The sequence below is a fragment of the Actinacidiphila sp. bgisy160 genome (genome assembly GCF_965342435.1).
In the GTDB taxonomy this organism is placed as follows: domain Bacteria; phylum Actinomycetota; class Actinomycetes; order Streptomycetales; family Streptomycetaceae; genus Actinacidiphila.
Genome location: NZ_CBDRCM010000063.1, coordinates 17,277 through 40,857 on the forward strand (window position 1 = coordinate 17,277; position 23,581 = coordinate 40,857).

The window sequence follows — 23,581 nt, forward strand, 5'->3', positions numbered from 1 at the left end:
AAGCTCGGTGCCCGCCGTATGGTGCGCAATCCCGTCCTGTTCCCGCCGGCGGCGCTTCGGCCCGGGTGGTTACGCTCCGCCGGTGTCCGGCTCGCCGTGTCCGTGCGGCCCTGAGTGGTGCACCGGGCCGTGCGCCTCGCCACAGTGCCTTCCCGTCGCATCGGGCCGGCCCACCGGGGCACCGCCCACGGTGAGCAGCTCGGCGGGCGCGTGGTCGACCTGCAGGGTGGTGTGGGTGAGCCCGTAGTCCGAGCCGAGCAGGTGCTCCAGGTCACGGCGGACGGCGTGGCAGTCCCCGCCCGGCTCGACGAGGACGTGCGCCGACAGCGCGGGCTGCCCGGAGGTGATGGTCCAGATGTGCAGGTCGTGCACCTCGGTGACCGCCTCGTGGGCGGCCAGGCGGTCGCCCACCTCGTCCGGGGCCAGGCCGGCGGGGGCCGCCTCCAGGAAGATCCGCCCCGACTCGCGCACCAGCGTGCACCCCGCCTTGAGCATGAGGCCGACCACCACGAGCGTCGCGATGGCGTCGGCGCGGACGAAGCCGGTCAGGAGGACGACCAGGCCCGCCACGGCCGTGCCGACGAACGCGTACAGGTCGTTCAGCACGTGCTGGAACGCGCCCTCCACGTTCAGCGACGTCCGGTTCGCCCGCGACAGGCACCACGCCGCGCCGATGTTGACGACCACTCCGGCCAGCGCGGTGACCAGGACCGGGCCGCCCGCCACCTCCGGCGGCGAGACGAGCCGCCGCACCGCCTCGTAGGCCAGCCACGTGGCGAGGAGCAGCAAGGTGATGCCGTTCGCCTGCGCCGAGAGGATCTCGGCCCGCTTGAGTCCGTACGTGAAACCGCCGCGCGCCGGGCGCGCCGCCAGCCGCATCGCCACGAGCGCCAGCACGATCGAGGCGGCGTCGGTGAGCATGTGCGCGGCGTCGGAGAGCAGCGCCAGGGACCCCACCAGCAACCCGACGACGACCTCGACGGCCATGAAGCCGGCGATCAGCCCGAGCGCGAGCGCCAGCCAGCGCCGGTCGGCGTTTTCGGCCACCCCGTGTGCGTGCCCGTGCCCGTGCCCGTGATCGTGCGCGTTCATGGTGCGGCGACCTCCCCGTTCCGGTTGCGACACCCGCAGGGAAACACATGGGCACGCCGATCGCCAAAGACTGCACCGGTGACCGTTGTCAACTTCGATAGGACGGCGGTGACCTGTGCCGATGCCGGGCGGATCAAGAGGCGTCGGGAGTCACTCCGGCAAGCCCACCCGGGGGTGCCCGGAGGCGGGCGGCCTCCCGGCACCCCAGTGAGGTCAGCGGTTGGGGCTCGCGCCGCGGGCCGCGAGCATGTCGGCCATCAGGCGTATCTCCGCCTCCTGGCCCTGGACCATGCCCGCCGCCAGGCGTCGCACCCGGTCGGTCCGCGCGAGGTCGGCGGCCGCGGCCGCCATCTCCACGCCGCCCTTGTGATGTGCGGTGAGCAACTGGAGGTAGAGGACCGCGGCGGCCTTGCCATGGGCCGCGTCGAGCCGTCGCAGCTCCGCGTTCGTGGCCATGCCCGGCATCAGCGACCCGTCGTGCGGCGTGTAGGCCATGTCGTGTCCCATCCACGTCATGGGCGGCGTCGAGGACGACTTGGGCAGCTCCCAGACGTCCAGCCAGCCCAGCAGCATGCCGCGCTGGTTGGCCTGGGTGTTGATGACGTCGTAGGCCAGCCTGCGCACGTCCTCGTCGTCCGTGCGGTCGCGGACGATCAGGGACATCTCCACCGCCTGCTGGTGGTGGATCGCCATGTCGCGCGCGAAGCCGGCGTCGGGCGAGTCCGTGCCCGGGGTGCCCCCGCTGCCGGGGCGTGCCGTGAGCAGAGCGAAGGCCAGGACCGCGAGCACGACCAGCACCATGGCGCCGGCGAGAGCGAGCAGCGGCCTGCTCGCGCCCCGGGCGGCGGTCACGAGGCCTTGCCCCCGGTGCAGGGCGCGCCGGGCTCGGGGGTCTGGTCCCCCTGCACATAGGTGTCGAAGAACTCGGCGACGCGCGGGTCGTCCGCCTCGGTGACGCCCAACTGGTGGCCCCACGCCGTGAGCGTGATCGGCGAGGCCTGGTCCGCGTAGGGGCTCATCAGGGAGTACGGGGTCTTCGAGACGCGGGTGGCGAGCGTCTTGACGTCGGCGTCCGTCGCCTTGTCCGTGTACGTGACCCACACCGCGCCGTGCTCCAGGGAGTGCACGGCGTTCTCATTGGTGAGGGGCTTGTCGTAGACGTCGCCGTTGCAGTTCTGCCAGACCGGGTTGTGGTCGCCGCCCGCGGGCGGGCTCATCGGGTAGTCGACGGTCTTGCTGACGTGGTTCTGCGTGAGGCCGGACCACGTCTTCTCCCCGCTGATGGAGCCGGCGGCCGCGGCTTTCCCGTCGCTGCCGCCGTTGTCGTCGGCGGAGTTGACGAGGTAGAGGCCGCCGCCGACCAGTCCGGCGAGGACGGCCGTGCAGGCGGTGATGGTGATGATCCGGTTGCGGCGTTCGCGGGCCTGCTCCTGGCGGCGTATCTCCTCGACGCGCGCGCGGCGGTCGGCGGTCCTGGCCTTGGAATTGGGGGAACCCATGGCATGTCCTGATTCCCCGCCGCGTCGGCGACACGGCGGTGCTCGTGAAGGGTCGGATGACGTACGGCGCGCACCGGCGGTCACCGCCGGTGCGACCGGCCCTCCTACATCCGCTGGATCTGGAGCATGTGCAGGTCGAAGGGGCGCACGGTGCCGGGGGACGGCGCGCTCAGCCCGGACGCGGCGACCGCGGGGGGCCACACCGACGGCAGTGCGGTGCCGGCGAGGTGCGGCATGGGCGCGGAGCCCAGGGTCACCGGCGTGTGCTCCGCGGGGGAGCAGCCGTTGCCGGGCCTGCCGGGGTCGTGTGCGTCCGTGCACACCTCGTCGCTGACGTACGCGACGTGGGCGGAGACAAGGGTCCGGACCGGGCCGGACGCGGCGTCCGGCGCCCCGGCGTGACCGCAGACCCCGAGGGCGGCGATCAGCCCGCACAGGACGAGGACAACACCGCCCAGGCGGGCGGGTGTCGCACCGCCTCGGCCGGCTCCTCCGTCACTGCGCATCGCGGCAGATCGTACCCGTCGGCGCGCCCCGTGCCCGCGCCGGGTGCACCCCCGGCGGGAAACGGAGGTGCCTGCCGCCGGAGGGCTCTGTCAGGCTGCTCCGCACGGACCTTCGCCTGGAGCCCTGGTCGGAGGCAGCACTTTCGCTCCCTTCCGGCTGATCGACACCCCCGGGATGCGGCGGCACGTCAGGGGCGCGGAGTCCGAGGAACGGCTGCTCGCCCGGCACGAGCGCCACCTGGCCCTGCCGAAGCCGGGCTGGGCCGCATGTAAGCCGTGCTCCTCGGCGACGAGCCCGTCGGCGGCATCGCCCACCACCGCCGTGACTGGCAGGGCGAACCGGTCTACGAGACCGGCTGGAACGTCCTGCCGCCGTACCAGGGCAGGGGCATCGCCGCCGCCTGGGGTTCACCCTGCGCGGCACCCGCGAGTTCGAGTGACCCGAGGGGCAGCGGGACGATGCTGCGCGGCAACGACTGGCGCCTCGAACTCTGAGCAATGCAGGGAGGGCGCGGCGCGCCCGGGGGCGTCACCCGGCCGGGGCCGAGGCCGTCCCGGCGGAGCCCGGAAGGTCCCACAGCGCCTCCACGACGCCGTCGGGTCGTTCCGCGCGGAGCCGGCCGTGGCCGGCTCCGCGAGCCCGCGCCCGCCGGGGCGTCCCGGCCCAGCCGTGCGTGGGCGTCACAAACGGGGAGGCCGTCCTGTCTTTCTTCGGACAGTCCCTGTTTGGAGGAACTCATGAGCGCTGAGCACGCACACCTGCCCCCAGGCGTCGAGGTGATCGCGACCCTGCCGGAAGCCGCGGGCCGGATTCCCGCCGGCGCCGAGGCGAGGACCATCCGGGTCACCCTGCAGCCCGGCGACCCGGGCGCGCCGCCGCACCGGCACCCCGGACCGATCTTCGGGTACGTGACCCAGGGCGAGGTCCTCTTCGAGCTGGAGGGGCAGCCGCCCCGGGTGATCAAGGCCGGTGACGCCCTGTTCGAGCCCGGCGGCGACGTGATCCACTACCTGGGCGCCAACAACCTTCCGGACGCGCAGTCGCAAATGGTGGTGATGATGTTCGCGCCGCCCGGAAGCCCGGTGCTGACCGTGGTCGGCGCGGAGGAGCTGGCCGAACGACGGCACCTGCGCGTCACCGGGTGACGTAGCTCGACCCCCCGCCCGCGGGCGGGGAAGCGAAGCCCCGGGCGGACGGGCCGCCGACCAAGCGCGGCCTGTCCGCCCGGGGCTTCACACGCTCGCCCGTCCCGGGCCCGGGTCGAGCGTCTTCGAGGCGCCGGAGCAATGCGAAGCGGGCCGGCCGCTCGCCGCCACCCCCTCCGCCTGGAACTGAGCACGCATCACGGTCAGGCAGGCCTGCTGTCTGACGAGCAAAGCGACGGAGGCACCTGGCTGATCGTCTCCGGACGATCGGCATTGCCGGAAGCCCGAGCACCTCGATCCGGAAGTGGCGGCGGACCTCCCCATCGCCACCCCGCCCGGAGCACAGCTCTCTGACCGGTGACCAGTGCGTGTGCTCCCGCCGCGGCGCGGTGCCACCCGTGGGAAAATCCGCGGGCGGGGGCGCCGGGGACATGTGATCATCTGCGGATGCTGACACTCACCGACGAACTCGGCCGTCTCGCCTGCACGGTCACGGGGGACGGGCCGCCTGTCGTCCTCGTGCACGCCGGCGTCGCCGACCACCGGATGTGGGACGAGGTCGTGCCCGGCCTCGCGGAGCACCACACGGTCATCCGCTACGACATGCGCGGCTTCGGCCAGTCGCCACCGCCGACCGGCCCGTTCAGCGAGCACGACGACCTGCGCCGTGTCCTGGACCACTTCGGGCACGACCGCGCCCGCGTCGTCGGCGCGTCCTTCGGCGGTCGCGTGGCGCTCGACTTCGCGCTCGCCCACCCCGGTCGCGTCCACTCCCTGGCGGTGTTCGCCCCGCCGTGGCCGGGATACGACTGGTCGTCGCGGATGATCGCCTACGACGCGGCCGAGACCGAGGCGCTCGCCGCTGGGGACCTCGACGCCGCCGTCCGCGTGAACCTCGACATGTGGCTGCGCGGCCCCGCGCGGGGACAGGACGAGGTACCCGCCGGATCGGCCGACCGGCTGCGCGGGCCGCTGCGGACCGCGCTGACCCACCAGGGCACGGTCGATGCGCACTCGAAGGGCCGCGAGGCCGGGGACGTCGCCACCCTCCGCGTGCCCACCCTGGTCGGCGTGGGCCTTCTCGACGTGCCGGACTTCCAGGACATCGCCCGCCGCTACGCCGCCGCGATCCCCGGCGCCACCCTGGTCGAGTTCCCGGCGGCGGCCCACCTCGTGGCCCTGGACGCCCCCGCGGAGGTGACGGCGGCCCTGCTGCCGTTCCTCGCCCGATAGGGGCGCGCACCGCCAACTCGGTGGCCCTCCCGCCCGTACCGTCCGCCCGCCGGGGCGCGGGGGTACGCATCACCCCCGCGGACCGCGGCGTGCGGAGCGCCCCCGCACAGCGGACGGGGCAAGGGAGAGGAGCAACCCCTGTGGACATGAAACTCGAGGTCGTGGTGGTGCCCGTCGCCGACGTCGACCGGGCCAAGGACTTCTACGTGGGGCTCGGATGGCGGCTGGACGCGGACGTCACCGCCGGCGACGACTTCCGGGTGGTCCAGGTGACCCCGCCCGGCTCGCTCTGCTCGGTCATCTTCGGTACCGGGGTCAGCTCGGCCGCGCCGGGCTCGGTCCGGGGACTCCACTTGATCGTGGAGGACGTCGTCGCGGCCCGTGAGGAACTCGTGGGACGCGGCGTCGAGACGAGCGAGGTGTTCCACGACGCCGGAGGTCTGTTTCACCGCGCCGGGACGGAGGGACGCGTGCCCGGCCCCGACGCGGAGCGGCGCAGCTACTGCTCCTTCGCGTCGTTCGGTGACCCCGACGGCAACGAGTGGGTGCTCCAGGAGATCACCGAGAGGCTGCCGGGCCGCTGATCCTCGGCCTCGACGCGGTGGGGCTCGGTACCGCGGGCGCCGCGCCCGTGGTACCGAGCCGTCACACGGCAGACACCGTCACACCGCGGCCACGGCCTCCCGCGGCTCGGTCGCGCCCAGGATGGCGAGGCAGTTCGTCCACAGCGCGCTGAGGCGCCCGGTGTCGTTGTAGAGCTTGGCGAAGAGCACCTGCCCCTCGAGCTGGGCGACGATCGACGCCGCGACAGCGTGGGTGTCGGCGACGGTGGCCTCCCCGCGTTCACGGGCCTCGGTGACGATCTCGTCGATCATGCCGACCTGCGTGTCGAAGATCTCCTGCAGCCGGCCGCGGATGGAATCGGTCTGGTTGCTCATCTCCAGCGTCAGGTTGCCGAACATGCAGCCCGAGACCGTTCCGCAGGACTGCTGGCCCGCGTGCTGGCTCTCCTCGGTCGCCTCGAAGAGCCGGCGCAGCCGCTCCAGGGGGGCCGCGTCGGCGCCCAGGATGCGGGTCCAGTCGCGCTTCTGCGCCGCCCAGTGCTCGTCGATCACGGTCAGGGCGAGGGCTTCCTTGGACTCGAAGAAATAGTAGAAGCTCCCCTTGGGCACCCCGGCCGCCTTGCAGATCTCGGCCACGCCCAGCGCCGAGTAGCCACGCTGCTCGATGAGCGTCTGCGCGGCAGTGATGATCTTCTCCCTGGCATCACTTGTGCGTCCCATGGGCACCAGTATACGACCGATCGACTATTTCCTCGTCGACCGGCTGGATCCCGCCGCTTCCCCCGGCCGGGAAGGCGGCCGGGCCCCCATCCTGGGCCCGGCGGCGCGGCGCGGGCCAGGACCGGTTTCCTCCCTCCTGGGAGGCGGTGGCTTCCACAGGCCGACGATGCGAGGATCCACCGGGCCAGGCCCTAGCATGGCGGCGTGGAGCTGCGTCAACTCCGGTACTTCGTCGCCGTCGCCGAGGAGCTGAACTTCGGGAGGGCGGCCGAACGGCTCCTGATCGCCGGACCCTCCCTGTCCCAGCAGATCAAGGCACTCGAACGCGACCTGGGGGTCAGGCTCTTCGACCGCGACCGCCGGTCGGTGTCGCTCACCCCGGCGGGCTCGTCGCTGCTGCCGCACGTCCGGGCGCTGCTGGAGCGCGCCGACGACGTGGGGCGCCGCGCCAGGCAACTGGCCGGCTCGGAGGCGGTCCGGCTCGGCTACGTCAACTGGCTCCCCGCTGACCTGACGGCCCGCGCGTCCGCCGTGGCGCGGCTGCACGTGGACGCGTGGATCGCGCCCTCCCACACCCAGGCCTCCCGGGTCGCCGACGGCAGCCTGGACCTCGCGGTCTGCTGGGTGCGTACGGAGGACCTGAGGCGGTACGGCCTGCGGTCCCGGCTGCTGGGCGCGGATCAGCTCTACGCGGTCTCCACCGGCGACGACACCAGCGCCGTGCGCGCCGAGGACACCGCCGTCCTCCTCGACGACGACACCACCTCCTGGCTGTCGTGGAACCTGTACGCGGAGCGGCTCGCCGCCGACACGGGGGCGCGGGCGGTCCGCATCTCCGACGGCGGGGTCACCGGCAGCGGGTTCTTCGACCACGTCCGCCGCTGCCGCGGGCCGGTCGTCAACTGCCCCAAGGGCCAGACCGCCCCGCTGCCGCCGGACCTGGTCAAGCGGCCGGTGCTCGCCCCCGAGGTCTACTGGACCTGGTCGCTGGTCTGGCGCGCCGACGAGGTCCGCGACGCGGTGCTGGCCGTGGTGGACGTCCTCACCGACGGCGTGGGCGATCTCGGCGTCCACGGCCCGGACGCCTGGCTCCCCGATGGAGACCCCTACAAAGGGTAGATTTCCGGCGTTCCGCCGGAATTGTCGCCTGGTCGTCGCGCTTGTAGGTGAACGGTCGGCTACCTCACCGGCGCAGTCCCCCATCCATCGGGAGCAGGTCATGAGCGTTCAGGATCGGAAGGTCGCGGTCGTCACGGGTGCGTCGCAGGGCATCGGTGCCGGGCTGGTCGAGGGGTACCGGAAGCTGGGGTACGCAGTCGTGGCCACCTCGCGGAACATCGGCGAGTCGGCGGACCCGGAGGTGGTGACGGTCCGGGGGGACGTCGCCGACCGGGAGACCGCGGAGCGGGTGATCGCGACGGCCGTGGAGCGGTTCGGCCGGGTGGACACGCTGGTCAACAACGCGGGGATCTTCGTCGCGAAGCCGTTCACGGAGTACACCGAGGAGGACTACCGAGCCGTGCTCGGCGTGAACCTGGACGGGTTCTTCCGGATCACGCAGCGGGCGGTGGAGCGGATGCTGGAGCAGGGCGGGGGACATGTCGTCCAGATGTCCAGCAGCCTCGGTGACCAGGCGGACGCGAAGGTGACCTCGGTGCTGGCGTCGCTGACGAAGGGCGGCCTGCAGGCGGCGACCCGGGCGCTGGCCATCGAGTACGCGACGCGGGGGATCCGCGCGAACGCGGTGGCGCTGGGCACGATCAAGACGCCGATGCACCCGGTGGAGACCCATGAGGCGCTGGCGGCGCTGCACCCGGTGGGCCGGATGGGTGAGATCGCCGACGTCGTCGAGGCGGTGCTCTACCTGGAGAGGGCCCCGTTCGTGACCGGTGTGACCCTCCCCGTGGACGGCGGCCAGACCGCCGGCCGCTGACATGCCGTGACCTCCGCCGTGGGGGAGGCAGGGCCTTTCACCACGGCGGACACCGGTCGTGGCGTGCGCGCGGTTCCCGGGCGCACCGTTGGGGCCCGGCCGTGAGGCCTGCCGCGGTTCGCCTGACGCCACCCGCGCCGAGCACCCGAGGGACCGTCCGGCGGCGATGACCGCCGGTGAGCGGCACGATTCGTGCGACGGCCGGGTCGATCGATAAGGTGCCGGGTCACGACCGTACCCCGTTCGATCCACGGGCCGGTCAGGGCTCTGCCGCAGTCGTGGCACCTCCACGGCTGCCGTGCCGGTTCCTGCCTGCCCGGGCCCCGCGACACGGGGGCGATCCCCACGGCGGGGCAGTCGCGCCCCGGCCGACGCGCCAGGAGGAACGAGTGGCACAGATCATCGCCGAGGTCTCACGGACGTTCAACGAGTTCCTGCTCTTGCCGAACCGGACACGGACCGACTGCTCGGCAGCGGCGGTCGACCTGCGCACTCCCCTGGTCCGGCACGTCGCGGGCGAGGCGCCGGCGATCGAGCTCCAGTCCCCCTTCACGTCCGCGATCATGCAGGCCGTCAGCACCCCCGAGCTCGCCATCGCGCTCGCGCGCAACGGCGGTCTCAGCTTCCTGCACCACAACCAGCCGATCCAGGACCAGGCCGCGGCGGTCCGCCAGGTGAAGAACTTCAAGGCCGGATTCGTCACCAGCGACACCAACGTCCGCCCCGACGACAGCCTGGGCCTCCTGGTCGACGTCATGCGCCGCACCGGCCACAGCACCGCCGCGGTCACTCACGACGGGACCGCCACCGGCCGCCTGCTCGGCCTGGTGACCTCCCGGGACTTCCACCCCCAGCGCCATGACCTGGACGGACCGGTCAGCGGCCGGATGACCGCCATCGCCGACCTGGCCCACGCCGGACCCGACACCACGCTCTCCGAGGCCAACGCGCGCCTGTGGGACGAACGGCTGGACTGCCTGCCGGTGCTGAACGCCGAGGGTCACCTGCAGCATCTGGTGTTCCGTTCCGACTACGCGGACAACAAGCGCTACCCGAACCAGCTGGTGGACGCCGCCAAGCGGCTGCGCGTGGGCGCCGGCATCAACACCCATGACTACCGAGAGCGCGTGCCGGCCCTGCTGGAGGCGGGCGTGGACGTGTTGTGCTTCGACTCGTCCGACGGGTACAGCGACTGGCAGGCGCAGGCCCTGACCTGGGTGAAGAAGCACCACCCCGAGATCCCGGTCGGCGGCGGCAACGTGGTCGACGGCGAGGCGTTCACCTTCCTCGCCGAGGCGGGGGCGGACTTCGTCAAGGTCGGGGTGGGCGGCGGCTCCATCTGCATCACCCGCGACCAGAAGGGTATCGGCCGCGGCCAGGCCAGCGCCGTGCTGGACGTCGCGGCGGCCCGGGACGCCTTCCGCGAACGCACCGGCGAGTACGTGCCGATCTGCTCCGACGGCGGGCTGGTGCACGACTACCACGTGGCGCTGGCGCTGGCGATGGGCGCCGACTTCGTCATGATGGGGCGCTACTTCGCGCGCTTCGACCAGGCGGCCGGCGCGAAACTGCCCACCCGCGACGGCTTCGTCAAGGAGTACTGGGGCGAGGGCTCGAACCGGGCCCGCAACTGGCAGCGCTACGGCCAGGGCGGCCAGGGGCTCGTCTTCGAGGAAGGTGTGGACGGCTACGTCCCCTACGCGGGCGACCTCAACGAGGGGCTCGCCCTGACCGTCGCCAAGCTCAGGACCACGATGGTCTCCTGCGGCTCCACCACCGTGCCGGAGTTCCAGTCCACGGCCCGGCTCACCCTCGTCTCGGAACAGAGCTTCCAGGAGAGCCACGCCAACGTCGCCCTGCGGGACACCCCGGCGACGGCCTCCTGACGAGCCGCCGGGGCGGGACCCGCGGTCTCCCGGCCACTGCGCGCGGCGGACGCGCTCCGCGTACGCGACGGCGTCCTGGCGGCTGCGGGCCCCGATCGCGGCGAACAGCTCGTTGGACTTGGGACCTTGACGGCGCGGCCGGACGTTCGTCACCACCGGACTGCCCGACGCCGTCGCCGCCGAGCGTGAGCGGGCGCGGGAGGCGTCGTCGCTCCGCGGCGAGGACCTCGACGTCGTCCTCATGGGCGGCGACGCCACGATCGGCCCGGCGCTCGACGCCGGGCTGGTCGACGCGCTGTCCCTGCACCCGACATCCGTCCTGCCGGGCGCCGGGACACCGCCGTGCACCGCGGGAGCGCGGCGTCCGCTGCCGTAGCGGAGCGTGATCCCGGCATCGACCGCGGCGCACGTGACCCACGACATCGTGCGACGGCGCCGCAGGGGCTCAGGACGAGGGGGAGGGGCTGCTCGCGTCCCGGTCCCCGCCGGGTGCGGACGCCGTCCTCCCGGGCGGCGGGAGGACGGCCCGCACGGCGGGAAGCGTCAGGACCAGGGCCACCGCCGCGAGTTGCCAGACCGCGCCGAAGCCCAGCACCCCCGCGACGCCGAACAGGACGGACACCGGTCCGGCCGCGGCGAGACCCACCGGTCCGAGCGCGAAGGCGCCGAAGGTGCCGTACGCGCTGACCCGGGCGAGCGCACCGGGCGGCACCTGGCTCTGCGTGACCGTCGCGTAGAGGGTGCCGCAGACGGCCGAGCCGGCACCGGCCGCCAGCGCGGCGGCGCAGATCCACGGCAGCGGCAGCCCGGTGGCGAGGGCGGCCGACGGCATGGCCCAGCCCACGGTGGCGGCCGTCCCCACGAACAGCGGCCGGCGGGGCCGGCGGCCCAGCATCGCCGTGCCGCCCGCCACCGCTCCCGCCCCGTACAGGGCCATGACCAGGCCCCAGGAGGCCGGCCCGCCGAGCTCCCGCTGCGCGACCAGGGGCCCGAGGACGAGGAAGGGCGCCCACACGAAGAGGTTGAACAGGCAGACGTGGGCCGAGGTGACCCAGAGCCAGGTCCGGGAGCGGAACTCCGTCCAGCCCTCCCGCAACTCGGCGGCGAAGGAGGTGGCGGGCCCGGAGACCCGGGCGGTGCGCGGAAGCAGGAGCAGCGCGACGACGCTCACCGCGTAACTGACGGCGTCGACGGCGAGGACGGCGGAGGCGCCCGCGGCCGCCGTCAGGACGCCTGCGAGTGCCGGGCCCGCGATCGAGGCCGCCGACCGGGCCACGCCGAGCAGCGCGTTGCCGTCCGAGAGCGCGTCACTTCGCACGATGCGGGGGACGAGCGCGTCGAGCGCGGGGGTGAACAGCGCCTCGGCCGCGCCCCAGACGACGACAAGCGCGATCAGCGTCGCCATGGGGGGCGCGCCGCCGAGCAGGGCCAGGGCGAGGGCGGCCTGGGTGAGGCAGCGTGTGACGTCCGCGGCGAGCATCACCGGCCGGCTGCCCCACCGGTCGGTGAGGACGCCGCCGGCGAGCAGCACCAGCACCAGCGGCAGGATCCGGGCCGCGAGGACCACGCCGAGTTCGGTGCCCCCGCCGCCGGTCTCGAGGACCGCGAAGGCCAGTGCGACGGACGCCATCGACGATCCGAACAGCGAGGTGGAGTAGCCGATGAAGAAGCGACGGAAGTCGCGTTCCCGCAGGACCGCGGGGCGGAGATCGAGTGCCATGGGCGCAGCGTGCAGTGGGCGTGCGGCGACACGCCAGGCCCGCGAAAAGAATTATTGAGTCTGGTCGAGTCAACTTATGATGGCCGCAGTTCACGACGCAGGGGCATTTACTGCGGTCGATCGCGGGATCGCGGGATTGCGGGACGCCGATCGCCGACCGGAGTGACAAGGGAAGGGCGGGCAGCGCATGAGCCAGCCGGTGGAGTACGCCGTCGCCGTCGACCGCTTCCTGGCCGCCTCCGGGCTCGGCGCGGGTTCGCGGCGGGTCTACCGGATCGCGCTGGCCACCTGGGCCTGGGGGCTCGTCGACCGCCCCCCGCCCGTCGGCGGCGGGCGCCGCAACGCCGAGCCGCCCGCGGTCCCGCTGGCACTGCTCGACGCGCCGGGCACCGCGGGGCGGCTCCGCGACGCCTTCGCGGCACGGTCCGCGGCGGTCGGCGCCCGCACCGCCAACCGTGAACTGTCCGTCCTGTGCAGCGCCGTGACGTGGTGGCGCGCGAAGGGCTGGCTGTCGGGCGACCCCACGGACGGCCTACGGGCCCTGCCCGTGCCGAAGGCACGCCAGGCCGAGGCCGGACTCGGCACCGACCAGGTGCGCGAGGTGCTGCGGCTGCCGGCGCCGCTGCGGGAGCAGGCGTTCTGGCATCTGCTCCATGAGACGGGGGCGCCCATCGAACGGCTGCTGGCGCTCGACGTCGACGACCTCGACCTGCCCGGGCGCCGTACCCGCGAGCGCACCGCGGTGCCGCTGCGCTGGGGGCACGGGTCGGCCCGGCTGCTGCCGCTGCTCGTCCTCGGGCGGGTCGACGGGCCGCTGTTCCGCACCAGCCGCGGGCGGCTCTCCTACCGTCGTACTGCGGAGCTGTTCACCGCCGCCACCCGGCCGCTCGACGTGCGGGGGCGTGGCTGGACGCTGCGTCAGCTCCAGGCGGCGGGCCGGCGTTGAGCCGGCCGCCGTCCGGTGTCAGCCGAGGACGCGCAGGGCGCTCTCGACCGCCGCGGCCATCTGCCCGCGGGCCGAGGAGAGGTAGCGACGCGGGTCGACGGCGGCGGAGTCCGAAGAGAGGAAGTCGCGCACCGCGCCGGTGAAGGCGATGTTCAGTGCCGTACCGATGTTGATCTTGGCCATGCCGCCGGCGACGGCGCGGCGCAGCTCGTCGTCGGGGACACCGGTGGAGCCGTGCAGGACGAGCGGGACGGGCACCGCACCTCGCAGCCGCGCGATCAGTTCGTGGTCGAGCCGGGCGGTGCGGGTCGTCATGGCGTGCGAGCTGCCGACGGCGACCGCGAGGGCGTCGATCCCGGTGGTGGCCACGAAGGCGGCGGCCTGCGCGGGGTCGGTGCGTGCGCCAGGGGCGTGCACGCCGTCCTTGCCTCCTATCGCGCCGAGTTCGGCCTCCAGCCATACGCCTCGGTCGTGCGCCCAGTCCGCGGCGGCGCGGGTGGCGGCGACGTTGCGGTCGTGGGGGAGGGCGGACGCGTCGTACATCACGGAGCCGAAGCCGCAGTCCGCGGCGCGGCGCAGCAGGTCCTCGTCGGTGACGTGGTCGAGATGGAGTCCCACGGGGACCGCGGCCGACTCGGCGACCGCGGCGGTCGCGCGGGCGATCGGGGCGAGGGAGCCGCCGTGGAAACGGACCGCGTTCTCGCTGATCTGGCAGACCGCGGGCCGCCCGGCCGCCTCCGCGCCGGCGACGACCGCCTCGGCGTGCTCCAGGGTGATGACGTTGAAGGCGCCGATCCCGCGTCGTTCGGCGTGCGCCGCGCGGACGAGTTCGGCGGTGGGGACCAGCGGCATGACGCGGCGACCTCTCGATGGAATGATGTTGCGTGAACGTGATGGTTCAGTCTGGTAAAGCGCAAAGATGTGCGCGGCCACGCGTGGAACGCGGCTCGGGCCGGCACACCCGACGACAGGGACGAGGAGATGGCGGGACCACAGGCCCGATGGAGCGCGCTGCTGGAGATGCTGACCCGGGACGGGAGTATCGAGGTCGAGTCCGCGGCGGCCGAACTGGCCGTGTCCCCCGCGACGATCCGGCGCGACCTGGACGAGCTGAACCGGCAGAACATGGTCACCCGCACCCACGGCGGCGCGGTGATCAACGCGATCGCCTACGACCTGCCGCTGCGCTACAAAGCCGCCCGCAACGCCCCGGAGAAGGAGCGCATCGCCCGGGCCGCGGCGGCCCTCGTCAAGCCGGGCACCGTGGTGGGGCTCAACGGCGGCACCACGACCACCGAGGTCGCGCGGTCCCTCGCCGCGCGCGCCGACCTCGCCGGCAGTGGTGCGCAGACCGCGCTGACGATCGTCACCAACGCGCTGAACATCGCCGGTGAGCTGGCCGTCCGCCGGCACGTGAAGCTGGTGGTGACCGGCGGCGTCGCCCGCCCGGCCTCGTACGAGCTGATCGGTCCGCTGGCCGCGGAACTGCTCGCGGAGCTCACCCTCGACCTGGTCTTCCTCGGCGTGGACGCCATCGACGTCACCCATGGCGCGGCGGCCCGGCACGAAGGCGAGGCGAGCATCAACCGGGCACTCGCTCGGCGCGCCGAGCGGGTCGTGGTGGTCGCCGACGCGTCCAAGCTGGGGAAGCGGGCCTTCGCCCGGATCTGCCCGGTGGAGGAGGTCGACGTCCTGGTGACGGACGGGAGCGCCCCGGCCGCGGTCACCGAGCCTTTCGCTGCGGCCGGCGTGGAGGTCGTCCGCGCCTGACCGGACCTGCCGTCGCACGGGCCACCCACCCCCCTTGCGTTGTCCCGCCACCTCATGAAGCAGCATGCAATTTTCTGCAGGAAAATTGCTAGAGTCGAGCAACTTCACACATGATGCTCGAACGGGCGTGCTCGGTGTCAAGGGCCGCCGGACGGGGACGGAGTCCATCCATGAGCCAGAGCGAGACCCGGAACGCGAGCCGGAGCAGGACAGAGGCCGAGATAGCGACCCAGCCGGACTGCTGGCGCCGCGCCGTCGCGCTCGCCGGTGACGGCGTGGCGCCCTGGCGGGCCGCGATGCCCCGGGCCGGCGAGCGGGTGGCGGTCGTGGGCTGCGGCACCTCGTGGTTCATGGCCCATGCCTACGCCGTGCTCCGCGAGACCGCCGGGCAGGGCGAGACGGACGCCTTCGCCGCCTCGGAGATGCCGGCCGGCCGGGCCTACGACCGGGTCGTCGCCCTCACCCGGTCGGGCACGACCACCGAGGTGCTGGAGCTGCTGGCCACGCTGCGCGGCGGCACCCCCACCGTGGCCGTCACCGCTGATCCCGCCACTCCCGTCATGGAACTGGCCGACGCAGCGGTGGTCCTGGACTTCGCCGACGAGACCTCGGTCGTCCAGACCCGCTTCGCCACCACGGAACTCGTCCTGTTGCGCGCCCTGCTCGGGGAGGATCTGGCCGGTCTGCCCGCCCAGGCGGAGGCCGCGCTCGCCGCGCCGCTGCCCGACGGGCTGCTGGAGACCGGGCAGTTCACCTTCCTCGGGCGTGGCTGGGCCTACGGCGTCGCGCAGGAGGCCGCGCTGAAGATGCGGGAGGCGGCCGGCGTCTGGACGGAGGCGTACCCGGTCATGGAGTACCGGCACGGCCCGATCAGCGTCACCGGGCCCGGCCGGGTGGCGTGGTGGTTCGGCGACCCCGCGGACCTCCCGGCGGGGCTGGCGGGGGAGATCGCGCGCACCGGCGGACGCCTGGTGGCCCTCGGGCGCGACCCGCTCGCCGACCTGGTCGTCGTCCAGCGGCTGGCCGCCGCGCTCGGCGCGGCGCGCGGCCTCGACCCGGACGCGCCCCGCCACCTCACGCGCTCGGTGGTCCTCCCGGACGGCCGGGGCTGAGGGCCGGGCCGGCGCCCGCACGCCGGAACGTGAAGGCCGTCCCCTCCCCGAGGCGGGGCGGGGACGGCATCAGGCGAGGACCGTCAGGCCTTGACCCACTTCTGGTTCGACGTTCCGTAGCACGTCCACAGCTGGAGCGGCGTGCCGCTGGATGTGCCCTTGTCGACCACGTCGACGCACTTGTTCCTGTTGGTCAGGTCGTTCGAGGCGTTGAGCCTGAACTGCTGGGCCCAGCCGCCGTTGCAGCGGGCCAGTTGTATGCCCGCACCGTCGGTGAACGAGGCGTTGGCCAGGTCCATGCACATGCCGAAGGCGCGGATGGTCCCGTCGGAGCGGAAGTCCCACTTCTGCCAGGCGCCGCCGTCGCAGTCCTGGATCTGCAGCCGGGCGCCGTCGCGGCCGGTGCTGTTCTGCGCGCCGCTTACCGCGATGCAGCGGCCGCTCTGCACGCTGCGGATGCGCACGCCGGGCACGGTGACCGTCTGCTGCGTCTTGGTGGGCGTCGGCTGGCCGGCCGACGAACCCGAGGTCGAGCCCGACGAACCGCCGGATCCGCCGGTGGCCGAACCGCCGCTGCTGCTGCCACCACCGCTGCTGCCACCTGTGCCGCTGCCACCGGCGCTGCCGGGGGCGCCGCCCACGGCCGGCAGGCCGCCGCCGGTGCCGCCCGCGGAACCGCCGCCGTTCGCCCGCCCCTGGGACCCGGAGGCCGGCGGGAGGTTGCCGCCCGAGGCGGGGGAGCCCTTGGTGCCGTTGACGCCGGGCGAAGCCGGCAGGACACCGTTCTGCGAGGCACTGGGTGCGACGGCCGCCACCGGGTCGCCCTTGCCGCCCCCGTCGGGCAGCACGTCGATTCGCGCCATCAAGGGCACGACCAGCACCGCGCAGCCGATGACGGCCGACGTGGTGGCCAGGACGCTCCACGCCCGCCGGTCCGGCAGCAGCCGCCGGTGCGGCAGGGAGGGGCGTCGGGCGAAAGTGTCCGCGAAACGGGGCGTCGCCCCGTCGAGAACCTCGGGGTCCCGGGGATCGGGATGGGGAGGCACGTGGTCTCCTGTCGGCTCGGGAGTCTGCGCGGAAGCGTAGGGCGGGCGTCCGCCCCTCGGTTTCGGCAAGGTGAACAATAGTTTAAGATTTCACCAACTGTGACGGCGAATGATCGAATATGCGCCAACACTGTGGTCAGAGCATCTCGTTCAGCAGCTTAATCTTTACGCCATGTGTGTGAACGAGTCCGACTGTCGTAAGGGCGGGGCGGATGTCCTCGCCGAGCACGACACCGGCGGCGCCGACGAACACAGTGCTGTCGCCAGCATGATCATCGCCGAGCGGGACAGCCTGCGGCGCTTCGTCACCGGCCTCATGGGCCGTGACGTGCACGCCGCGGAGGACGTGCTCCAGGAGACTCTGCTGCGCGCCCTGCAGCGAGCCGGACGGCTGGACGTGCACGATCGTCCGGTCCGTATGTGGCTCTTCCGGGTCGCCCGCAACCTCGTGGTGGACCACCGGCGGCGCGACCGCGCCGTGCCCGTGGGCATCACCGCCGCGGACTTCGCGGGCACCGCGCTCGAGCACTCCGGCGACCACGCCGGTCTCGTCGAGGACCGTTCCGTGCTGCTCGCCGCGCTGAGCGCCCTGCCGCCCGCCCACCGCGAGGCCGTGGTCCGAGTGCACGTCATGGACCAGACCGGGGCCGACGCCGCCGCCGAGATGGGCGTGCCGCGAGGCACCGTCAAGTCCCGGACCCACCACGGAGTACGGGCCCTGCGGGCCGAACTCGCCCGCCGCGGCGTGGACGGAGTCGCCGCGTGAACGTTCCCGCCGGCTGGACCCGGCTCATCGGACTCATCGGCCTGCTGATCCTCGTCGTCGTGGTGGCGCACTGGATCGTCCGGCGCAAAGGCGGCTGGGGCGCGCTGCGCCGCCGTGTCGTGCGGGAACTGACGACCGCCGCCCGAGCCTTCGCCACGCCCGTCCGCACCGCGCTGCGGCACCGCCGCGGCCTGCGCGTGCTCGGCCGCCTGCTCCGCGACGCCTCCGGCTGGACGGACGCGGGGACCGCGCTGCGCCGCGCCGCCGCCGAGCGGCCCGACGCCCGGCCGTACGCGGCGCTGCTCGGTGCCGACGTCGTCGGCGTGTACGTCGCCCATGGCCACGGAGACGGCGCGCTGCCCGAACCGTGGGCCCGAGACGCGGCCGAACCACGCCTGTGGTGGATCAGCCGCGCCGACCTCGGTTCCGCACCGGAGAACGAGTACGGCGGCGAGGTCCCCGTGGTGGTCTGCCTCGGCAGGGCCGGTACCGACGCGGTGCTCCTCGACCTGACCGCCGTTCCGCCGGCGGTCTCCGTGACCGGGGAGCGGCGCACGGCCCGCGCGGTCCTCCAGGCCCTCGCGGCCCAGCTCGACGCCCGCCTGCCCTCCGGACGCGTCGTGGTCGGCGCCGGGGTGCACCCCCGGCACCACGGTCCCACCGACGTCTTCGAACGCCTCGACACCGGCTACGCGGTGAGCGCCGAGGCGCCGGAACGCAACCGGCCGGGCGGCGTGCGCCTGCTCACCCTGGGTGTGGCCCACCACAGCACCCTGATCCTGGAAGCGGACCGGGACGGCCACCTGCGCCTGCACGGCGGCCCGCCCGCCCTCACGGTCGACGCGCTGCCCCTGGCCCGCGCCGTCTCCCGGCTGGTGCGCGACCTGCCGCCGGTTCCCGGGGACGGCGCAGGCGCCGGCCCCAACCCGCCGAAGTCGCTCGGCACCCTCTCGCCCGACGACGACCTTGTCGAGTCCGGGCTGTCGCCCACCGCCATGGCCGTCTCCGCGACCGCCCCCCGCCCCGAGCCCGGCACGGCCCCCGCCGCCCCCGCCGCCACCGATTCAGGCGACGAGGACGGCGATCTCGCCGAGCCGACCGCTTTCGGACCGGCGGGTGTCTCCGCCGCCACCGCACGCTCCTCGTCCTCGTGACGCCCGAACTGGGAAGCCCGTGAACCTCACCATCACCACCGTCGACGGCGCGGACGGTGCGCGCCGCGACCACCTCGTAGGGTTGCCCGCGCGCAGCACCGTCGCGGACCTCGCGGAGGCCGTGGACGGGGCGCGAGCCCGCGACCTCTACCTCGACGGCCGTCGGCTCGACCCGGACGCGCCCGTCGCCGCCGCCGGACTGCGCGAAGGCGGCGTCCTGGGCCTCGGCGCCCCCGGCACGGACCCCGACCGGGTCCGGGTGGGCGCGAAGACCGACGCGGAACCGGTACTCGCCGAGATCCACGTGGTCTCCGGACCGCAGGCCGGGCGCACCTGGCGGCTCGGGTTCGGCAGCCACGAGATCGGCTCCGGACCGCTGTGCGCGATCCGCCTCGAGGGCGACGGCGTCCCCGAGGGCGGCCTGTGGGTGACCGTCGGTGCCGACGGCTCGGCCCACTGGCACCGCACCCGCACCACGCCCGGTGACGAGGTGCGCGGCCGGGTCGCCGCGCCCCCGCCGGACGACGCCGTGACCGCGCTGCGCCGTACCCGCCCGCAACGGGTCACCACCGAGCGCACCGCCGCCCGCGGACTGCCGGTGCCGTGGCCGCCCGGCGAGGACCTGACCGTGGGCTCCGTCCTGCTGCGGATGAGCGCGCCGGTCGAGGCGGACGCCGCCGTCACCGAGTCCGCGGACGGGTTCGGCATCGACTACAACCGCCCGCCTCGGATCGCCCCGCACCTGGACGGCGAGCGGGTCCGGCTGCCCTCGCCGCCCTCACCCCCGGCCAAGCGTCCCTTCCCCGCGGCCATGATGATCGCCCCGGTGATCATGGGATTCTTCATGGTCGCCATCTTCAAGTCGTACTACTTCGTCGTCTTCATCGCGCTCGGCCCGATGATGATGGTCTCCAACTGGGTCACCGGCCGCCGCACCGCCCGCAAGGACTACGAGGAGGCGGACCGGCAGTACAACCGCCGGCGCGTCGCGGTCGAGGACGGCGTCCGCGAGGCCGTCGCCCGGGAGCGCCGGGTACGGCACGTCACCGGACCCGACCCGGCCACCGTCGCGCTGATGGCCACCGGGCCGGGCAGCCGGCTGTGGGAGCGGCGCCGCCACGACCCCGACCACCTCGTGCTGCGACTGGGCACCGCCGACCAGCCCTCGCTGCGCGAACTCGAGGACCCCGCCCGCGACGAGAACCACCGCACCATTCGCTGGAACATCCCCGACGCCCCGATCGGCGTGGACCTCAGCGGCCACGGAGTGGTGGGCGTGGCGGGCCCGGCCGCCGAGGTGCAGCCGCTGGCCCGTTGGATGGCGGTCCAGGCGGCAGTGCTGCACAGCCCCCGCGACCTGCGGATCGTGCTGCTCACCGATCCCCGGCGCGCCGACGAATGGGCCTGGGTGCGCTGGCTCCCGCACGTGCGTCCCGCCGCGTCCGGCGGCCCGCTCGTCCTGATCGGCAACGACCCCGAGTCGACCGCGGCCCGCGTCTCGGAACTGGTGGCGCAGATCCAGGTGCGCAAGCGCGCCACGAGCTCCGACCGCAACGCCGCTCTCGTCGGCCCCGACGTCCTGGTGATCGCCGACGGCGCCCGGCGGCTGCGCGACGTACCCGGCATGGTCCAGGTCCTCACCGAGGGCCCGGCCGCGCGCGTCTTCAGCGTGTGCCTCGACGAGCAGGAGCGGCTGCTGCCCGAGGAGAGCACCGGAGTGGTGCTGGCCGAGGCCGGCCGGCTCACCGTCAAGCGCCCCGGCACGCCCGACGTGCCGGCGGTCCGCGCCGACCAGGTCACGCCCGAGTGGTGCGAGCAAGTCGCCCGCGCCGTGGCACCGGTGCGCGACGTCAGTCCCGAGCACGACGCGGGACTGCCGCAGCGTGTGAAGCTGCTGGACCTGCTGAAGCAGGAGCCGCCCAGCGCCGAGAAGATCCTGGCGGGCTGGCAGACCCGGCCCTCCGCCACCACCTTCGTGCTCGGCAGCGGCTTCGAGGGCCCGTTCTCCCTCGACCTGGTCCAGGACGGCCCGCACGGACTGGTGGCCGGCACCACCGGCTCCGGCAAGTCCGAACTGCTGCAGACCTTCGTCGCCTCCCTGGCCGCCGCCAACCGGCCGGACGAACTGACCTTCGTCCTCGTCGACTACAAGGGCGGTAGCGCCTTCAAGGAGTGCGCGAACCTGCCGCACACCCTCGGCATGGTCACCGACCTCGACGCCCACCTGGTCGAACGCGCCCTGGAGTCGTTGGGCGCCGAGCTGATGCGCCGTGAGCACGTCCTGGCCGCCGCGGACGCCAAAGACCTCCCCGAGTACCAGGCCAAACGCGCCGCCGACCCGACGCTCGCGCCGCTTCCGCGGCTGCTGCTGGTCATCGACGAGTTCGCCACCCTGGTGCGCGAGGTGCCCGACTTCGTGCCCGGGCTCATCAGCATCGCCCAGCGCGGACGGTCGCTCGGCATCCACCTGATCCTGGCCACCCAGCGCCCGGCCGGTGTGGTGACCGCCGACATCCGCGCCAACACCAACCTCCGGATCGCACTGCGGGTCACCGACCAGTCCGAGAGCCAGGACGTCATCGACGTCAACGACGCCGTCGACATCTCCGCCACCACTCCCGGCCGCGCCCTGGTGCGGCGCGGCCCGAAGTCCGCAGAGCCCTTCCAGACCGCCTGGGTGGGCGCCGAGCGGCCGCGTCCGAAGTCCGCCGAGGAGACCGAGGCCGACAGCGGCGCCCGTAAGCCCGTCGTCGCGGCGGAGCTGTCCTGGGACGCACTCGGGCGGGCCGCGGCGCCGGCCGAGTCCGAAGTCGTCCTCACCCAGAGCGCCCAGGCGCCCGCCCCCACCGACCTGCAGGTCCTGGTGGACGAGATCCGCGGGGCCGTGGACCAGCTTCAGGACTACACCCCGCAGCCCAGCCCCTGGCTGCCCGCGCTGGAGCGCCGGATCCTGCTCGACGACCTCGACGCGATGAACCCCGTCCGCGAGGGACGCCTGCTCATCCCGTACGCCCTGGAGGACGTCCCGCAGCTGCAGCGGCGTCACGTGGCCGCCGCGGACCTCAGCAACTTCGGCCACCTGTACGTCATCGGTGCGCCCCGGTCCGGCCGCACCCAGGTGCTGCGCACCCTGGCCGGCTCCGCCGCCCGCTACCAGAGCACCGCCGACGTGCACTTCTACGGCATCGACGCGGCCGGCGGCGGCCTGGCCGCGCTCACCACGCTCCCGCACTGCGGCGCCGTCGTCCCCCGGCACGACACCGAGCGACTGGAGCGGCTGCTGCGCCGCCTCAACCAGGAACTCGTCAACCGCCAGGAACTGGCGCAGCAGCACAACGCCACCGGCATCGACGAACTGCGCAAGCTGCTCCCGAAGGCCGAACGCCCCGCGCACATCCTGCTGCTGGTCGACGGCTGGGACGCCCTGTCGGCCATGCTCGACGAGCACGAGTACAGCCACATGTACCAGGACATGGTCCGCCTGGTACGCGAAGGCGCCGGCGCCGGCATCCACTTCATCGGCACCTCCGAACGCTCGCTGCTGGGCGGCCGCATGGCGGCCCACAACGACCACCGGCTGCTGCTGCGGCCCGGCGACCGCTCCGACGTCCAGGCGATCGGCATGAAGCCGGGCAAGCTGCCGGCGGACATCCCGCCCGGCCGCGGATGGCACGTCCTGACCGGTACCGAGACCCAGGTCGCGCTGCTCGCCCCGGACGGCGGCACCGAGCAGGTCGAGGCGCTCCGGAAGATCGGCGCCGCCGCCCTCAAGCGCGACGCACGGGTGCCGCAGGCACGGCGGCCCTTCAAGGTGTCCTCGCTGCCGCGGTCGGCGGAGTTCGCCGACGTCTACGACAAGGTGCCCGCCGAGCAGCGGCGGCCCCTGTGGGGCCTGCTCGGCATCGGCGGCGACGAGGGCGAACCGGTCGGCGTGGACCTCGCGGGTGCGTCCGCGGTGTTCGGGGTCATCGGCCCCACCGGGTCCGGGCGCAGCAACACCCTGGCCTCGCTGGCGGTCTCGCTGCTTGCCGGCGGCACCTCACTGGTCGTCCTCACGCCGCGCGAGTCCCCGCTGCGCGGACTCAGCCGGCACACGACGGTCCGGGTGATCACCGACACCGAACCGACCGAGGAGGCGGTGCGCTCGGCGCTCGCCGCGCTGCCCGGACCGCGGGTGGTCATGGTCGACGACGCCGACCTGCTGACGATGTCGGGCGCCGACAAACTCCTCAAGGAGATCACGGTGTCCGGCCGTGACCAGGGTCTCGGCCTCGTCTACGCCGCGACCGCCGACGGCGTCCAGGGCGGCATGAGCGGCTGGATGTCCAGCGCCCGCAAGGCCCGCCGCGGACTGCTGCTGGGGCCGAAGAGCATCACCGAGGGCGATCTGATCGGCGTACGGCTCCCGCACGCCGTCACACGGGTGGCACCCCACGCGGGCCGCGGCTGGACCGCCGGACCGGGCAGCGAGGTGATGGCGCTGCAGGTG

21 protein-coding genes and 1 pseudogene are annotated in these 23,581 nt (G+C 73.7%); 14 read left to right on the forward strand and 8 right to left on the reverse strand.

Going from position 1 to position 23,581, the window contains the following annotated elements:
- Positions 1–69: 69 nt before the first annotated feature.
- From ACRWNP_RS32120 to ACRWNP_RS32135, 4 genes are all read right to left on the reverse strand, one after another.
- Positions 70–1,092 carry a cation diffusion facilitator family transporter gene (locus ACRWNP_RS32120; RefSeq protein ID WP_431967636.1) on the reverse strand — a complete coding sequence of 341 codons (1,023 nt, stop codon included), beginning with the start codon at positions 1,090–1,092 and terminating at the stop codon, positions 70–72.
- Positions 1,093–1,305: 213 nt separating this feature from the next.
- Positions 1,306–1,944 carry a DUF305 domain-containing protein gene (locus ACRWNP_RS32125; protein WP_431967638.1) on the reverse strand — a complete coding sequence of 213 codons (639 nt, stop codon included), beginning with the start codon at positions 1,942–1,944 and terminating at the stop codon, positions 1,306–1,308.
- The gene (locus tag ACRWNP_RS32130; RefSeq protein WP_431967640.1) at positions 1,941–2,591 is read right to left on the reverse strand and encodes a DUF3105 domain-containing protein; all 651 of its coding nucleotides are present in this window, start codon (positions 2,589–2,591) and stop codon (positions 1,941–1,943) included. The genes ACRWNP_RS32125 and ACRWNP_RS32130 overlap by 4 nt, the downstream gene beginning before the upstream one ends.
- Before the next feature lie 104 nt (positions 2,592–2,695).
- A complete protein-coding gene (locus tag ACRWNP_RS32135; protein ID WP_431967642.1) occupies positions 2,696–3,097 on the reverse strand; it encodes a hypothetical protein in 402 nt (133 codons plus the stop codon).
- A gap of 276 nt (positions 3,098–3,373) precedes the next feature.
- Here ACRWNP_RS32135 and ACRWNP_RS32140 point away from each other — a divergent pair, with 276 nt between their 5' ends.
- The 4 genes from ACRWNP_RS32140 to ACRWNP_RS32155 all read left to right on the forward strand — a co-directional run bounded on the left by ACRWNP_RS32140 (position 3,374) and on the right by ACRWNP_RS32155 (position 6,060).
- Entirely contained in the window at positions 3,374–3,592 is a 219-nt protein-coding gene (locus tag ACRWNP_RS32140; RefSeq protein ID WP_431967644.1) for a hypothetical protein, read from the forward strand.
- Between the two features lie 243 nt (positions 3,593–3,835).
- Complete coding sequence (locus ACRWNP_RS32145; protein ID WP_431967646.1) at positions 3,836–4,243, forward strand: cupin domain-containing protein; 408 nt, start codon at positions 3,836–3,838, stop codon at positions 4,241–4,243.
- Positions 4,244–4,690: 447 nt separating this feature from the next.
- Positions 4,691–5,476: an alpha/beta fold hydrolase gene (locus tag ACRWNP_RS32150; protein ID WP_431967648.1), complete on the forward strand. Its 786-nt coding sequence runs from the start codon at positions 4,691–4,693 to the stop codon at positions 5,474–5,476.
- 140 nt (positions 5,477–5,616) lie between these two features.
- Positions 5,617–6,060, forward strand: coding sequence for a VOC family protein (locus ACRWNP_RS32155; protein WP_431967650.1), 444 nt, complete (start codon positions 5,617–5,619; stop codon positions 6,058–6,060).
- 78 nt (positions 6,061–6,138) lie between these two features.
- Here the strand turns inward: ACRWNP_RS32155 and ACRWNP_RS32160 are convergent, their stop codons facing one another.
- Complete coding sequence (locus ACRWNP_RS32160; RefSeq protein ID WP_431967652.1) at positions 6,139–6,759, reverse strand: TetR/AcrR family transcriptional regulator; 621 nt, start codon at positions 6,757–6,759, stop codon at positions 6,139–6,141.
- 204 nt (positions 6,760–6,963) lie between these two features.
- Between ACRWNP_RS32160 and ACRWNP_RS32165 the strand changes: the two genes are divergently transcribed.
- The 4 genes and pseudogenes from ACRWNP_RS32165 to ACRWNP_RS32180 all read left to right on the forward strand — a co-directional run.
- The gene (locus ACRWNP_RS32165; RefSeq protein WP_431967654.1) at positions 6,964–7,878 is read left to right on the forward strand and encodes a LysR family transcriptional regulator; all 915 of its coding nucleotides are present in this window, start codon (positions 6,964–6,966) and stop codon (positions 7,876–7,878) included.
- Positions 7,879–7,978: 100 nt separating this feature from the next.
- Positions 7,979–8,692, forward strand: a complete 714-nt coding sequence (locus tag ACRWNP_RS32170) for an SDR family NAD(P)-dependent oxidoreductase (RefSeq protein WP_431967656.1) — start codon at positions 7,979–7,981, stop codon at positions 8,690–8,692.
- Positions 8,693–9,081: 389 nt separating this feature from the next.
- Positions 9,082–10,578 carry an IMP dehydrogenase gene (locus ACRWNP_RS32175; RefSeq protein ID WP_431967658.1) on the forward strand — a complete coding sequence of 499 codons (1,497 nt, stop codon included), beginning with the start codon at positions 9,082–9,084 and terminating at the stop codon, positions 10,576–10,578.
- 142 nt (positions 10,579–10,720) lie between these two features.
- A pseudogene (locus ACRWNP_RS32180) lies at positions 10,721–10,954 on the forward strand (dihydrofolate reductase family protein); the annotation flags it as partial.
- 69 nt (positions 10,955–11,023) lie between these two features.
- Here ACRWNP_RS32180 and ACRWNP_RS32185 read toward each other — a convergent pair.
- A complete protein-coding gene (locus tag ACRWNP_RS32185) occupies positions 11,024–12,298 on the reverse strand; it encodes an MFS transporter (protein ID WP_431967660.1) in 1,275 nt (424 codons plus the stop codon).
- A 187-nt stretch (positions 12,299–12,485) separates the two neighbouring features.
- Between ACRWNP_RS32185 and ACRWNP_RS32190 the strand changes: the two genes are divergently transcribed.
- Entirely contained in the window at positions 12,486–13,244 is a 759-nt protein-coding gene (locus ACRWNP_RS32190; RefSeq protein ID WP_431967662.1) for a hypothetical protein, read from the forward strand.
- Between the two features lie 18 nt (positions 13,245–13,262).
- Here ACRWNP_RS32190 and ACRWNP_RS32195 read toward each other — a convergent pair whose 3' ends face one another.
- Positions 13,263–14,096 (reverse strand): class II fructose-bisphosphate aldolase, encoded by an 834-nt coding sequence (locus tag ACRWNP_RS32195; protein WP_431967664.1) that lies wholly within the window; start codon positions 14,094–14,096, stop codon positions 13,263–13,265.
- Between the two features lie 129 nt (positions 14,097–14,225).
- Here ACRWNP_RS32195 and ACRWNP_RS32200 point away from each other — a divergent pair, with 129 nt between their 5' ends.
- The gene (locus ACRWNP_RS32200; RefSeq protein WP_431967666.1) at positions 14,226–15,014 is read left to right on the forward strand and encodes a DeoR/GlpR family DNA-binding transcription regulator; all 789 of its coding nucleotides are present in this window, start codon (positions 14,226–14,228) and stop codon (positions 15,012–15,014) included.
- Positions 15,015–15,184: 170 nt separating this feature from the next.
- Positions 15,185–16,126: an SIS domain-containing protein gene (locus tag ACRWNP_RS32205; RefSeq protein WP_431967668.1), complete on the forward strand. Its 942-nt coding sequence runs from the start codon at positions 15,185–15,187 to the stop codon at positions 16,124–16,126.
- 83 nt (positions 16,127–16,209) lie between these two features.
- On the opposite strand, the gene ACRWNP_RS32210 is transcribed toward ACRWNP_RS32205, so the two are convergent.
- The gene (locus ACRWNP_RS32210) at positions 16,210–17,172 is read right to left on the reverse strand and encodes a ricin-type beta-trefoil lectin domain protein (RefSeq protein WP_431967670.1); all 963 of its coding nucleotides are present in this window, start codon (positions 17,170–17,172) and stop codon (positions 16,210–16,212) included.
- A gap of 172 nt (positions 17,173–17,344) precedes the next feature.
- On the opposite strand from ACRWNP_RS32210, the gene ACRWNP_RS32215 reads away from it, so the two are divergent.
- From ACRWNP_RS32215 to ACRWNP_RS32225, 3 genes are all read left to right on the forward strand, one after another.
- The gene (locus ACRWNP_RS32215) at positions 17,345–17,938 is read left to right on the forward strand and encodes a sigma-70 family RNA polymerase sigma factor (protein ID WP_431967672.1); all 594 of its coding nucleotides are present in this window, start codon (positions 17,345–17,347) and stop codon (positions 17,936–17,938) included.
- Positions 17,935–19,092, forward strand: coding sequence for a hypothetical protein (locus ACRWNP_RS32220; RefSeq protein WP_431967674.1), 1,158 nt, complete (start codon positions 17,935–17,937; stop codon positions 19,090–19,092). Before ACRWNP_RS32215 ends, ACRWNP_RS32220 begins: the two co-directional genes overlap by 4 nt.
- A 19-nt stretch (positions 19,093–19,111) precedes the next feature.
- Positions 19,112–23,581, forward strand: a 4,470-nt coding sequence (locus ACRWNP_RS32225; protein WP_431967676.1) for an FtsK/SpoIIIE domain-containing protein, incomplete at its 3' end; no start/stop codon positions are given.